At 72.3% G+C, this 13,799-nt stretch carries 10 protein-coding genes; 3 read left to right on the top strand and 7 right to left on the bottom strand.

Going from position 1 to position 13,799, the window contains the following annotated elements; genetic code table 11:
• Positions 1-7: 7 nt before the first annotated feature.
• From LH044_RS14665 to LH044_RS14635, 7 genes are all read right to left on the bottom strand, one after another.
• Complete coding sequence (locus LH044_RS14665; protein WP_227756329.1) at positions 8-1,291, bottom strand: DUF4032 domain-containing protein; 1,284 nt, start codon at positions 1,289-1,291, stop codon at positions 8-10.
• A gap of 32 nt (positions 1,292-1,323) precedes the next feature.
• Positions 1,324-2,547, bottom strand: coding sequence for an ABC transporter ATP-binding protein (locus LH044_RS14660; RefSeq protein ID WP_255626046.1), 1,224 nt, complete (start codon positions 2,545-2,547; stop codon positions 1,324-1,326).
• A 58-nt stretch (positions 2,548-2,605) separates the two neighbouring features.
• A complete protein-coding gene (locus LH044_RS14655) occupies positions 2,606-3,442 on the bottom strand; it encodes a carbohydrate ABC transporter permease (RefSeq protein WP_227756328.1) in 837 nt (278 codons plus the stop codon).
• A 1-nt stretch (position 3,443) separates the two neighbouring features.
• A complete protein-coding gene (locus tag LH044_RS14650; protein ID WP_374210501.1) occupies positions 3,444-4,397 on the bottom strand; it encodes a carbohydrate ABC transporter permease in 954 nt (317 codons plus the stop codon).
• Positions 4,394-5,671, bottom strand: coding sequence for an extracellular solute-binding protein (locus LH044_RS14645; protein ID WP_227756326.1), 1,278 nt, complete (start codon positions 5,669-5,671; stop codon positions 4,394-4,396). The genes LH044_RS14650 and LH044_RS14645 overlap by 4 nt, the downstream gene beginning before the upstream one ends.
• Before the next feature lie 267 nt (positions 5,672-5,938).
• A complete protein-coding gene (locus tag LH044_RS14640; RefSeq protein WP_227756325.1) occupies positions 5,939-8,080 on the bottom strand; it encodes an alpha-galactosidase in 2,142 nt (713 codons plus the stop codon).
• Positions 8,081-8,187: 107 nt separating this feature from the next.
• A complete protein-coding gene (locus tag LH044_RS14635) occupies positions 8,188-9,048 on the bottom strand; it encodes an LLM class F420-dependent oxidoreductase (RefSeq protein ID WP_227756324.1) in 861 nt (286 codons plus the stop codon).
• A 111-nt stretch (positions 9,049-9,159) separates the two neighbouring features.
• On the opposite strand from LH044_RS14635, the gene LH044_RS14630 reads away from it, so the two are divergent.
• The 3 genes from LH044_RS14630 (at position 9,160) to LH044_RS14620 (ending at position 13,764) form a co-directional block, all read left to right on the top strand.
• Positions 9,160-10,278, top strand: a complete 1,119-nt coding sequence (locus tag LH044_RS14630) for an ABC transporter permease (RefSeq protein WP_227756323.1) — start codon at positions 9,160-9,162, stop codon at positions 10,276-10,278.
• Positions 10,271-11,062 carry an ABC transporter ATP-binding protein gene (locus tag LH044_RS14625; RefSeq protein ID WP_227756322.1) on the top strand — a complete coding sequence of 264 codons (792 nt, stop codon included), beginning with the start codon at positions 10,271-10,273 and terminating at the stop codon, positions 11,060-11,062. Before LH044_RS14630 ends, LH044_RS14625 begins: the two co-directional genes overlap by 8 nt.
• A gap of 98 nt (positions 11,063-11,160) precedes the next feature.
• A complete protein-coding gene (locus LH044_RS14620) occupies positions 11,161-13,764 on the top strand; it encodes an ATP-binding protein (RefSeq protein WP_227756321.1) in 2,604 nt (867 codons plus the stop codon).
• Positions 13,765-13,799 lie beyond the last annotated feature (35 nt).

Below are 13,799 nucleotides of genomic sequence, written 5' to 3'. Positions count from 1 at the left end.
CCCGAGCTCAGGAGGTGGTGGGCGGCGGCACCGCCGGGATCTCGGTGGTCGCCGGGTCGAGCACGACCAGCGTCGCGGCCGACTCGTCGGGCGGCTCGCGCCGAGCGAGCACCGCCAGCGCGGCGTCGTCGCCGACGTCGCGGCCGGCGGCCTCGCTGAGCAGCCACCGCACCTCGAGCAGGTCGCAGTAGGCCTGGACGGGCGACGTCGCGTCGCCGAGCACCGCCTGCGCCTTGGCCACCCCCGGCAGGAAGGCATCCTCGTACCACGCCCGGGCCGCCTCCTCCTCGCTGACGTCGCGGCGCGAGCGGCTGCGCAGCGCCGCCGCGTACGCGAGCAGGTCGTTCATGAGGATCGCGGCCTGGCCCTCGCCCGCGTCGATCCCCGTGAGCGCGCGGAGCCGGTCGGAGTGGTAGCTGCGGCCGCCGACGGCGACGCGCATGCGCAGCTGGTCGGTGCGCTCGCCCGTCGGCTCGAAGCGGACCTCGTCGAGCTCGAAGCCCAGGTCCTCGAGCCGCGCCAGCCGCGCCGCGATCCGGTCGTGGTCGCCGAGGTCGACGACCGGGGCGTCGAACAGCAGCTCCCACAGCTGGTCGTACCGGGTGGCGACGCTCTGCGCCTCGGCGAGCAGCGACTCGGTCGTCATCTCGCCCGGCAGCGTCGCCGGCCCGCGGGCGGCGGCGACGTCGAGCAGCCCACCCGCCACGTTCTCGACCGCGGTGTCGAGGTCCGCCCGGCGCTGGCCGTCGCTGAGCACGTCGTGCAGCTCGGCGGTCTCGGCGTCGACGAACCACGCCTGGATCGCCTGCCCGTCGCGGATGAAGAGCGTGTTGGCCAGCGAGCAGTCGCCCCAGTACACGCCGTTGCGGTGCAGGTCGACGAGCAGCAGCGCCATGGCGTCGAGCAGCCGTCGGCGGTGGGCTCGCAGCGACCCGGCGACGCGCATGAACAGGCGGCGGTACTGCCACGACCGCTCGAGGTAGTGGGTGACGAGGATCGCGGTGTCGAGCGCCGGCTGCGTGACCACACCGGCGACCCGCACGGCGGCGAGGTGCCGCCGCTCCAGCTCCCGCAGCACCTCGTACTCGCGGTTGGCGAGCGACGGGCTCAGCTCCTTGAGCGCCCAGAGCCGGCCGTCGGACTCGACGAAGCGGACGAGGTGGCGGCTCGGCCCGACCGGCAGCTCGCGCAGCTCGACCTCCGGCGCGCGCCACTCGCCCAGCGGGCGGGTCCACGGGAGGGCCAGGAGCCCGGGGGGCGTCTGGCGCAGTCGCAGCTCGGGCGCCGCCACGAGGCTCGGGCCCCTCCTGCCGGCCGGCGCCGTCAGCCGCCGGAGCCGGCCCCCGCGGTCGCCGATCCGGTCGTGACCGAGGCACCCAGCGCCAGCTCCCGGGTCAGGTTCTCGCCGGTGCCGGCGTCGAAGATGTGCATGTCCTCCGGGTCGAACCAGAACTGGGCGGTCTCGCCGGGCGCGACGCGGCTCGTCGGCTCGAGCGCGACCACGAGCTGGGTGCGGGCCTGCTCGCCGTCGAGCTCGCGCTCCAGCTCCGACAGGCCCTCGAGCAGCTTCGGGTCGGTCTCGAACGGCACGTACGCGTACTGCTCGTTGCCGAGCCACTCGACCACGTCGACCGGGGCGTCGAAGCCCACGCCCTTCGGCACCCGGGCCTCGTCGAGCAGCTCCCGGTCCTCGAACCGCTCGGGCCGGATGCCGATCGTGACGTAGTGCCGGTCGCCGACGACCTCGCGGCGGTCCTCGGGCAGCTCGAAGCTCACGAACGGCAGGTGGAGCTTCCCGTCCTCCATGGCGCCGGGGACGAAGTTCATCGGCGGCGATCCGATGAAGCCGGCGACGAACAGGTTGACGGGGTGCTCGTAGAGCTCCCGCGGCGTGCCGACCTGCTGGATCTCGCCGCGCCGCATCAGCGCGACGCGGTCGCCGAGGGTCATGGCCTCGGTCTGGTCGTGGGTGACGTAGACGGTCGTCGTGCCCATCCGGCGCTGCAGGCGCAGGATCTCGGTGCGCATCTGGCCGCGCAGCTTGGCGTCGAGGTTCGACAGCGGCTCGTCGAACAGGAACACCTGGGCGTCGCGCACGATCGCCCGACCCATCGCGACGCGCTGGCGCTGGCCGCCCGAGAGGTTGCTCGGCTTGCGGTCGAGGTGCTCGGTCAGCTCGAGGACCTCGGCCGCCTCGCGCACCTTGCGGTCGATCTCGTCGCCGCTCATGTCCTTGCGGAGCCGCAGCGGGAAGGCGATGTTCTCGAACACGGTGAGGTGCGGGTACAGCGCGTAGTTCTGGAACACCATCGCGAGGTTCCGGTCCCGCGGCGCGAGGTCGTTGACCCGTTCGCCGCCGATCTCGAGCTCGCCCGAGGTGATGTCCTCGAGCCCGACGATCATGCGGAGCAGCGTCGACTTCCCGCAGCCGGAGGGCCCGACCAGGATCATGAACTCGCCGTCGGCGATGTCCAGGCTGATGTCGTTGACGGCCTTGAAGCCGTCGCCGTAGGTCTTGACCAGGTGCTGCATCGTGATGGCGGCCACGTCTGGACTCCTGTTCGGGTCGGTGGTGCGGGCGCTCGCGGGGGCGGGCGGTTCGGCGTCAGCCCTTCACGGCGCCGGAGGTCAACCCGGCGACGATCCGGCGCTGGAACGCGAGGACGAGGAGGACGATCGGGATCGTCACGACGACCGAGGCCGCCATGATCGGGGCGATCGGGCTCTGGAACTGGGAGCTGCCGGTGAAGAACGACAGCGCCGCGGGGACCGTGCGGGCCCTGTCGGTCGAGGTCAGCGAGATGGCGAGCAGGAACTCGTTCCAGCAGAAGAAGAAGGTGAGGATGGCGGTCGTGAACACGCCCGGCGCGGCGAGCGGGACGATCACCTTCCGGAACGCCTGCCACGGCGTGGCCCCGTCGACCTGGGCGGCCTGCTCCATCTCCCAGGGGATCTGGCGGAAGAACGCCGACATGGTCCAGATCGACAGCGGCAGGGCGAACGTCAGGTACGGGATGATCAGCCCGATCCACGTGTCGTAGATCCCGAGCCCGCGCCACATGTTGAACAGCGGGCCGACCAGCGCCGCGACGGGGAACATCGCGATGGCCAGCGCCATGGACAGCAGCAGCCGCTTGCCGGGGAAGTCGAGCCGGGCGATCGCGTAGGCGGCGAACATCGCGATGACCACCGACAGGACGGTGGCGATGATCGAGATGCCGAACGAGTTGCGCAGCGCCGAGGTGAACAGCTCGTCGCTGAACACCGTCGAGTAGTTCTCCCACGTCCACTCCTTCGGCCAGAACGTGGGACCGGCGCCGAAGCTGTCGGGGCTGCGGAAGGAGAGCGACACCATCCAGAGGAGGGGGAACGCCGCCCACACGAGGATGAGCAGCCCCCACGCCGTCCACCAGTTGCTGGTGCGGTTGCCGGTGCCGGCCATCTCAATCACCCCTCACCTGGGACAGGTCCGTCTTGAAGCCCTTCACGAAGATGAAGGCGATCAGGAAGACGGTGAGGAACAGCAGGACCGACACGGCCGAGCCGGAGCCCAGGTTCACGAGCGTCACGTTCTGGCGGTAGGCCAGGAACGACAGGGTCTCGGTGCCGTTGGCGCCCTGCGTCATGATGAACGGGTTGTCGAAGATCCGCCACGCGTCGAGCGTGCGGAAGAGCACGGCGACCATGATCGCCGCCTTCATGTTCGGCAGGACGATCTTCCAGAGCCGTTGCCACGCGGTCGCTCCGTCGACCTTGGCCGCCTCGAGCATGTCCTCGGGGACCTGCACCAGGCCGGCCAGCAGCAGGAGCGAGATGAACGGCGTCGTCTTCCAGATCTCCGAGAGGACGATGACGAACAGGGACGACCACCGCTCGCCGAACCAGTTGAAGTCCTCGAGCCCGAACCACGTGTTCACGAAGCCGGAGTCGAGCTGGAAGGCGTAGCGCCAGATGAAGGCCGAGACGACGGTGATGATCCCGTACGGCACGAGGATGCCCGTGCGCACGAGCGAGCGGCCCCTGATGATCCGGAACATCACCCAGGCGAAGGCGAAGCCGAGCACCAGCTCCACCGCGACGCTCACGACCGTGATGATCGCGGTCGTGCTGACGGCGCCCCACCACACGGGGTCGGTCAGCACGACCCAGTAGTTCGACAGGCCGACGAACTCCCTGCCCTCCGGGTCGGTGAGCCGGTAGCTGAACAGCGACAGCACGACGGCGTAGCCGAGCGGGTACGCGGTCACCAGGATCATCACGATGAACGCCGGCGCCGAGAGGCGCAGGCCGAGGCGTCGCTCGTGCCTGGCCCGGTCGGTGCGCGCCGCAGCCTTCGGCGCAGGCGGTGGTTCGGGCGGGCCGGCGCCCGCGGCTTCGGGTTCGATCACTGCGGTCACAGCAGGCGCTCCCCTCTGAGGACCTCGGTCATGAACTCATCGGTCTCCTCGGGCGTCGCCGGCGAGCGGACGGCGGTCGACGGGTGCCAGACCCGCTGGACCGACGTCGACACGTCGCCGTAGTACGGCGTGATGGGACGAGGACCGGCGGTGTCGATCGAGTCGCGGATCAGGTCCGCCATCGGGAACGCCTCCTTGACCTTCGGGTCGTCGTAGGCGGCGGCGCGGGCGGCCGGGTTGCCCGACTCGACCATGTACTGGGCGTTGTTCTCGACCGAGGTGATGCACTTCACCGCGTCGAGGGCCTCGTCCGGGTGGTCGGTGAAGTTGCCGATGGCGAGGTCGATGCCGCCGAGGGGCGGGGCGCTCTGCTCGCCGGCGACGGCCTGGGGGTAGCGGGCCCACGCGATGTCGTCGAGCACCGACTGGTCGATGGCACCGGCCTCCACCGACTCCTTGGCGGCCTGGTACACGTACGGCCAGTTGACCATGAAGGAGCCGGAGTCGCCCTGGAACAGCGAGCGGGCCTCCTCCTCGCCCGCGGTCGACATGTCGGCCGGCGCCGCCGGCGATCGGGCGAGGCCCCCGACGATCTTCGCGGCGGCGTCGCCGGCGGGACCGGCCATCGAGGGCTTGGCGTCCTTGCCCTTGTCGGCGTCGGTGATGATCTGGCCACCGGCCGAGGCGACGAGTGCGTTGATCCACACCATGTAGCCCTCGTACCGGCGGCCCTGGACGCCGATGCGCTTCTCCTGCGACTCGGCGGCCTCGATCATCGCCTGCCAGGTGAAGGCCTCGGAGGTCGGATCCACGCCCGCCGCTGCGGCGACCGACTTGCGGTACCAGAGCAGCTGCGTGTTGGCCCAGAACGGCGTGGCGACGAGCTCGCCGTCCCACTCGGCCGTCTTCATCGGTGCGTCGAGCACGCCGGCCGTCAGCTGATCGACGTCGGCCGGGTCGGTGATCGGCCGGAGGTAGCCGGCGTTCGCGAACTCGGCGACGAACGGCGGGTCCAGGCTCATCAGGTCGATCGAGCTGTCCTGCGCGGCCAGGCGGCGGACGAGCTGCTCGCGCTGGGCGTCGGCCTCGTTCGGGAGGATCTGCGTCTGGATCCGGTAGGCCCCGTCGCTGGCGTCGCCGCACTCCTGGGCGAGCGTCTTCTGCCCGCCGTTGTCCGGGTTGATGTACCAGATGAGCGTCGGCGTGCCGGAGTCGTCGCCGCTCGAGCAGGCGGCGAGCCCACCCGCGCACAGGGCGACCGCCAGCGCCGCCACGATGGCCCGGCCCGAGCGGCGCCGCCCTCGGGGCGCGCGCCGCCCGTCTCGGCCGGTCGGCCTCGACGCCCCCCGACGTCGGGGCCGGCGAACACGTCCGCCAGCACCTGCCATCTGCACCCTCCTCGGGTGTGTGACCGACATCACACTACGTCCATGCCCGCCGTTCGTGTGGTCCAGAACGCGCGCGCCGCCGCGCTCGCCGACGTCGACCCGGACTCGGCTCGGCCGCGCCCGCGCCCGCGACGGGCGCGAGGTGACCGGGGCTCAGGCGGGGTCGGTCGGGGTGAGCTCCCAGAGGCGCGCGGTCAGCGGCGCGTCGAGGGGCCAGGCGATGCCGTCGGTGAGCTCGGCACCCGTGGCGGTCGACGTCTCGTCGAAGCCGTCGAGGTCGGTGGCGCGCACCTCGTAGGACGCCGCGGGATCGAGCCCTCGCACCCGGAGCGTCGGCGCCGAGGTCGCCGGCTCGTCGAGCTGGAACGCGAACACCGCCACCCGACCGTCGTCGCCGTGCACCGACCAGGCGGCGCGTGAGCGGTCGGGCCCCTCGACCGGCGAGACGTACCGCCGCACCACGCCGCGCTGGACGACGTCCTGGGTCCGGCGGGCCCACGCCACCGCCCTCCGCAGGACCGCGTCCTCCTCCGCACTGACCGCACCGAGGTCGAGGTCGATGCCGAAGCGGCCGGACAGCGCGACCGCGCACGCGAAGGGCAACGGCCGCTCGCCCCACCGGGTCACGTGCGCCGCCATCACCGCGCCGGGGAAGAAGTGCGAGCACGCCCACTGCATGCGGACGCGCGTGACCGGGTCGGTGTTGTCCGAGGTCCAGAACTCGTGGAACCAGCGAAGGGTGCCGTGGTCGACGCGCCCGCCGCCCGAGGCGCAGAGCATCAGCTCGACGTCGGGGTGTCCCTCGGCGACGCGCGCCATGACGTCCCAGGTCGCGCCGACGTGGTCGAACCAGACGTTGGCCTGCCGATCGGTCGGCAGCGCCCTCGAACCGGGGTCGGTGATCGGGCGGTTGGCGTCCCACTTCACGTAGCTCGTCGACGGCGCCGACGCGAGCGTGCGGTCGACGACGCCGACCTCGAAGTCGCGCACGTCGGGCTGCAGCGGATCGAGGTGCAGCTGGTGCCGGTGCAGGCGCGGCTCGCGGCCGTCGCGCAGCTCCCACTCGGGGTGGGCCTCGTGCAGCTCGCTGAGCGGGTTCACCATCTCGGGCTCGACCCAGATGCCGAAGCGGATGCCCCGGGCCGCCGCCGCGTCGGCGAGCGGTGCGAGCCCGCCGGGCAGCTTGCGCACGTCGTGGTCCCAGTCGCCGAGGCCCTGCGTGTCGTCGTCCCGCGGGTGGGTGGTGCCGAACCAGCCGTCGTCGAGGAGGAACACGTCGGCGCCGAGGTCGGCGGCGCGGTCGATCAGGCCGACGATGCGGGACTCGTCGAAGTCGAAGAACGTCGCCTCCCAGTTGTTGACGACGAGCGGGCGCAGGCGGTCGGGGTCGCGCAGCACGCGGTCGCGGCTCCACCGGTGGAACGCCTCGGTCACGCCGTCCCGGCCGGTCGTCGACCACGTCCACGCCACGGTCGGCAGCACCATGCGCACGCCCGGGTCGAGCCGGTACGGCGCGCCGAGGGCGTTGGCCCCGGCGCGCAGCCGGAGCTCCCGCGGCGCGTCGAGCTCGGCCCGCGGCTTCACGTCGAGGGTGAGGTGCGAGTTGCCGCCCCACGCCACGCTCAGCCCGATCACCTCGCCCTCGTCCTGCGCGACGGCGCCGTCCGGGCCACCGAACGGACCAGCCGGCGACAGCAGGAGGCACGGGCTGCGCTGGAGGTGCGGCTGCACGCCGCCGAGGCTCCCGAGCACGGTCGTCCCGATCGTGAGCGGGTCGGTGCTCCAGCGCCACTCGTCGGCCCAGCCCGCCCCGCCGAACTGCACGAGCTCGGCGTCGTCGGGGACCATCAGGAACAGGGCGAGCGTGTCGTGCGCGAGCAGCGTGACCGGGCCGTCCTCGACGTGGAACACCTCGGCCCACTGCTCGAGCACGCCCGAGTCGGGGTGGCTGCGGAAGTGGTGCTCGACGGTCAGGTCGAACCGCTCGTCGGTCGTGCGCACGACGACGTGGCTGCCGCTCGGGTCGTCGTCACGCTCGACCGCGGTCAGCGCCAGGCGGGTGGTGAGCGTCCCGTCGGCGTGGGTGATCTGCAGGGCCGGCGGGCGGAACGGATCGGTGCCGTCGAGCGTCGGGAACGCCAGCGGGTACCACTGCGCGCCGACCTCGAGCGGGACGGTGTGGCCCTCGGGCCCGAGGCCGAGCTGGTGGAGCCGGCCGTCGTCGTCGGCCACCCAGCTGAGCCCCCAGCCGCCGGCGTCGATGCGGATGGGCTGGCTGGTGGGGGCGTCGCTCACGCCGCCGCACGGTACTCACCCCCGGATATAGGGGTGCACAGCGACAACCCTTGTCGCGATCCGCGCCTCAGAAATCCGGGTGGCGCACCGGCTGGGCAGCGAGAGCGTCAGCCGGTGACGACGGGGGCGAGGCGGCGCCAGTCGTCGAGCGGCAGGTCCTCGCCGAGCACCTGGAGGCAGACGTGGTCGGCGCCGGCGTCGCGGTGGGCCTGGACCCGGGCGAGGATCGCGTCCTCGTCGCCCCAGACGATGAGCGCGTCGACCAGCCGGTCGCTGCCCCCGTCGAGCGTGTCCTCTTCGGTGAAGCCGAGCCGGAACCAGTTGTTCGCGTAGTTGGGCAGCGTCAGGTAGATCGACAGGTGCTGGCGGGCGACCTCGCGCGCCCGCGCCGGATCGGTCGTGAGCACGACGCCCTGCTCCGGCGCGACGAGCGGTCCCGCGCCGAGCCGTTCCCGCGCCTGCGCCGTGTGCTCGGGCACCACCAGGTACGGGTGCGTGCCGGCCGCCCGGGTCCGGGCGAGGTCGAGCATCTTCGGGCCGAGCGCGGCGAGCACCCGGTCGGTGGTCGGCACCGGCTCCGGCGTGGCGTCGAGCCCGTCGAGGTACTCGCGCATGTGGGTCAGCGGCTTCGAGTAGTTGCCCGCGCCGGTGGCGTTGATGAACGAGCCGTGGCTCACGCCGAGGCCCATGAGGAACCGCGGCCCGTGCGCGGCGACGAGTCGCTGGAACTCGGCGGCGGCCACGGCGGGCTCGTGCATCCAGATGTTGAGGATTCCGGTCGCGACGGTGGTCGACGTCGTGGCGCCGAGCACCGCGTCGAGCGGCGTCCACACGTCGCCGCCCACGTCGGGCAACCAGATCGCCGAGTAGCCGAGCGACTCGAGCTCGGCCGCCGCCTCCTTCGCCACGTCGACGTCGCCGTAGCGGAGGGCGCTGCTCCAGATGCCGGTGCCGGTGAGGTTCGCCATCCCGCGAGTGTCGCACGCGCACTTTCCGCTCGCACCGGCGGCCCGGCGCGGCACACTACGGAGGAGCGGGACACCGGCAGCGGGGCGAACACGCGACGAGGGAGAGTCGCCATGTCGTTCATCTGGTTGATCGGCCACAACGTGTGGTCGAAGAAGGTCCGGTCGATGCTGACCGCCGCGGCCGTCGCCGTCGGCGTGCTCGTCGTCGTGACGCTCGGGATCGTGACCGACAGCATCCGCACCACGGCGGCCGGCGTGCTCGAGGTCGGCGCGGCGGACTTCACGATCTCGCAGAAGGGCCTGAACGACCTCCTCGAGAGCGCGCTCACCGAGCAGCAGCTCCAGCGGGTGCAGCAGACGCCGGGGGTCAGCAGCGCGATCGGCGTGCTGCTCAGCACCACGGAGCTCGACGAGACCCACCCGCTCGTCGTCGAGGTCGGCATCCGGCCCGAGGACCTGGCGCCGTTCGGGGTCCGGATCGCCGACGGCCGCCCGTTCGACCCGACGGCGGAGGACCAGATCATGGTCGGCGTTCGCCTCGCACAGGACCTGGGCATCGGGCCCGGCGACACGCTGCACATCGCCGACTCCGACCGGACGGTCGTCGGCGTGTTCAACACCGGCAACACCTTCGGCGACAGCACGATCATGTTCCCGCTCGTCCCGTTCCAGGCCTACGAGCGCCAGCCCGGCGGCCTGTCCCTGTTCTTCGTGAAGACCGACGAGGGCACGGCGGTGGCGCCGCTCGAACGGCGGATCGAGGACGAGAACCCGGTGCTGATCGGCATCCGCAACCTGCTCGAGTTCGGTCGGGCCGACCGGGGCTACCAGCTGATCAGCGGCGCCGACCGCGCCGCGACGATCGTGGCGGTGGTCGTCGGTGCGATCGTCGTCGCCAACGCGATGCTCCTGTCGCTCGTCGAGCGCTACCGCGAGTTCGGGGTGCTGCGCGCCATCGGCTGGTCGCGCAAGCGGCTCGTCGCGCTGATCTTCGGCGAGGCCGCGATCATCGCCTTCATCGGCGCCTGCCTGGGTGTGGGCCTCGGCTTCCTCGCGGTGTGGGTCCTCGCCGACCTGCCCGACCTCCGGGGCGTCCTCAAGCCGACGTTCGAGGCATGGGTCTTCGGCCGGGCGCTCGTGACCGCGACGGCGGTGACCGCGCTCGGCGCCCTCTACCCGGCGCTGCGCGCCGCCCGGCTCTCACCACAGGAGGCGATGCGCCGTGAGTGATCCGACGACGGACGAGCCCGTCCCCGCCGCGACGGGGAGCGGCGCCGGCGCGACCGCCACGCTGGCCAGGCCGGCGATCGAGGCGGTGGACGTGCGCAAGACCTTCGACCGCGGCCTCGTCACGGCCCTCGACGGCCTGACGATGACCGTGCAGTCGGGCGAGTACGTCGCCATCACCGGCCGGTCGGGCTGCGGCAAGTCCACGCTCCTGCACCTGCTCGCCGCGCTCGACCACCCCGACAGCGGCACGCTGCGCGTCGAGGGCCACGACATCACGCACCCCGACCACGTGAACCGCTACCGGCGCACCGAGGTCGGGCTCGTCTTCCAGATGCACAACCTGCTGCCCCACCTCGACGCCATGGCCAACATCGGGGTGGCGATGATGGGGTCGCACACCGATCGCCGGCAGCGGAAGCAGCGGGCGCAGGAGCTGCTCGACCTCGTCGAGCTCGGCCACCTCGGCCACCGACGGCCGCCGCAGATGTCGGGCGGCGAGCGCCAGCGGGTGGCGATCGCCCGGGCCCTGGCCAACCGGCCGGCGCTCCTGCTGGCCGACGAGCCGACCGGGTCGCTCGACAGCCGCTCCGTCGACCTCGTCCTCGGGCTCATGGAGCACCTCCGCTCGGAGGAGGACGTGACGGTCGTCGTCGTGACCCACGACGACCACGTCGCCCGGGCGGCGGACCGGATCATCTACATGGATGACGGCAGGGTGGTCGACGGCGGGGTGGTCGACGGCAGGGGCGTCGACGAGCCGCCGGGAGCGCCGACCGATCGGTGACCGCGCCGGCGGGCCCGCGCCGATCCGACGAGGCCGCCGCGGGGGATTCGGGTTGGAGCCGTTCCCCCGTGGAAGGCGGTCCTGCATACTTTCGATCGGTGATCCGTACACCGGACCAGCGGCTCAGGGTCTTCGTCAGCTCGACCCTGCAGGAGATGGCTCCCGAGCGCGCCGCCGTGAAGGAGGCGATCACGCGCCTGCGGCTCGTCCCGGTGATGTTCGAGCTCGGGGCGCGACCGCACCCGCCGGCCGACCTGTACCAGGCCTACCTCGAGCAGTCCCACGTCTTCATCGGCCTGTACTGGGAGCGCTACGGCTGGGTCGCACCCGACATGGAGATCTCGGGGCTCGAGCACGAGTGGGTCCTCGCGAAGGACCACCCGAAGCTCGTCTACATCAAGGACTCGGACCACCGCGACGAGCGCCTGGTCGAGCTGCTCGACCGCATCCGCGACAGCGACTCGACCTCGTACCGATCGTTCGCCACGCCCGAGGAGCTCCGCGAGCTGGTCGAGACCGACCTGGCCGTGATGCTCAGCGAGGTGTTCGAGACCGCCGTCGCCCGGACCGACGACCAACCGCGCCCGGCGCTCGAGCAGCCGGCGCTGCCCCAGGCGCCGTCGCCGATCATCGGCCGTGACGTCGAGCTCGCCACCCTCCTGCAGATGGTGTGCGACGACGACAACCGGCTCGTGACGATCACCGGTTCCGGCGGGAGCGGCAAGACCCGCCTGGCGATCGAGGTCGCCCGCCGCTGCCGGGAGCAGGGCGACCAACGGGTCGTGTTCGTCGACCTCACCGGGTTGCGCGACCCGGCTCTGGTGCTGCCGACGATCGCCGCGAGCGTCGGCATCAAGGACGCCGGCGGCCGGTCGCTGGTGGACGCGATCGCGAGCGTGCTGCGGGGCGAGCGCGTCCTTCTCGTCATCGACAACTTCGAGCACGTCGTCGCCGGCGCGAGCGACCTGGCCGACGTGCTCGGCGCCACCGAGGGCGTCCGGATGCTGGTCACCAGCCGCCAGGCCCTGCGCCTCCGCTGGGAGCAGGAGTTCCCCCTGCTGCCGCTCGCGGTGCCCGACCCCGACGAGCAGGCGACGCTCGACGCGGTGGCCGCCTCGCCGGCGGTCGACCTGCTCGTCGAGCGGGTGAGGCGCGTCCGGCCCCGCTTCCGGCTCGACGAACGGAACGTGGCGGTCATCGCCGAGATCGTCCGGCAGCTCGACGGACTGCCGCTCGCACTCGAGCTCGCCGCGGCGCGCATGCGCGTGCAGCAGCCGGCCGACCTGCTGGCGCGGCTCGAGCACCGGCTCGACTCGCTCGCCGGCTCGTCGCCCGACCTGCCCGAGCGCCACCGCACGATGCGCTCGACGATCGCCTGGAGCCACGACCACCTCGAGCCCGACGAGAAGGCCGTCTTCCGCCGGCTCGGCGTGTTCGCCGGCGGCACCGGCATCGAAGCCGCCGAGCACGTCTGCTCGGGCGACGACGTCGACCCGCTCCGCGTGCTCGACATCCTCGAGAACCTCGTCGACCGGTCGCTCGTCGTGTCGTCCATCGACACCGACCCGTCGAGCTCGGACCGCGTCCGGTTCACCGTGCTCGAGACCATCCGCGAGTACGCGGTCGAGCAGCTGGTGAAGGCCGGCGAGGCCGAGGCCACGTGGGATCGGCACCTCGACTTCCACGTGGGCCTGGCCGAGCAGGCGTGGACCGGCTTCTGGACGAGCGAGATGCCCGACTGGCTCGCCCTGCTCGACGCCGAGCACGACAACCTGCGCAGCGCGATGGACCACGCCGCGGGTGCGGGCGACCCGTTGCTCGGCTGCCGGGTCGCGGCGGCGATGTGGCCCTACTGGGACGTCGGCGGCCAGTACCGCGAGGGCGAACGCCGCCTCGGCGACCTCCTGGCGCTCACCACCGACGACCGCTCCGCGATCCGCGGCCGGGCGCTCAGCGCGCTCGGGTGGGTCGTGGCGCTGCAGGGCGACTTCGAACGGGCACGCGAGCTGATGGAAGAGGGCCTCGAGCTCGTCCGCGAGCACGGCACCGAGCTGCAGCTGGGCTGGACCGTCGCCGAGCTCGGCAACGTCGTGTTCAGCCTGGGGATCCCCGAGCGGACCCAGGAGCTGTTCAGCGAGTGCCTCGAGATCGCGACCCGGCTCGACGAGGTCTTCCTGCGCGGCCTCGCGCACTTCGGGCTCGCCTACGCGCGGTTCCTCGAGGGCGACCTCGCCCGCATGCGCGACGAGCTCCAGTGCTCCCTCGACCTCACCCGCCTCGTGGTGCAGCCGTGGGGCGTGGCCTGGGCGCAGTTCAGCGTCGGGATCGTGTCGATCATGGAGGGCGACACCCGGGCCGCGGTGGCGCCGATCACCGAGAGCCTCGAGCTGCGGTGGTCGATCCGCGACGCCCGCGGCCTGGGCGAGAGCATCCAGCTGCTCGCCAACCTCGCCAGCGCGCACGAGGAGCCCGAGTGGTCGGCGCTCCTGCACGGCGCCGCCGAGCTCCAGCGCGAGGCGACCGGCCTCGCCATCCTCCCGTTCCTGCAGCCGCTGCACGACGAGAGCGTCGAGCGCCTGCGGGCGGCGATGGACCCCGAGGAGCTCGACCGGGCGTGGACGCTCGGCCGGTCGCTGCCGCTCGAGAAGCTGGTCGCCGAGGCGCTCGGTCGCACCGCCGAGCGCGCCCCGCTCCCGCAGTAGCGAGCCCCACCGCCACCGAACTCGGGGATTAGCGT

The organism is Dermatobacter hominis, from assembly GCF_020715685.1.
GTDB classification, from domain to species: Bacteria; Actinomycetota; Acidimicrobiia; order Acidimicrobiales; family Microtrichaceae; genus Dermatobacter; species Dermatobacter hominis.
The sequence above is the reverse complement of the archived record's forward strand: the minus strand, read 5'-3'. Positions and strand labels throughout refer to the sequence as shown.

Coding starts and splice junctions, on each gene's coding strand:
- LH044_RS14655 (WP_227756328.1), bottom strand. CDS start 3,442: ATGGCCGGCACCGGCAACCGCACCAGCAACTGGTGGACGGCGTGGGGG.
- LH044_RS14635 (WP_227756324.1), bottom strand. CDS start 9,048: ATGGCGAACCTCACCGGCACCGGCATCTGGAGCAGCGCCCTCCGCTAC.
- LH044_RS14630 (WP_227756323.1), top strand. CDS start 9,160: ATGTCGTTCATCTGGTTGATCGGCCACAACGTGTGGTCGAAGAAGGTC.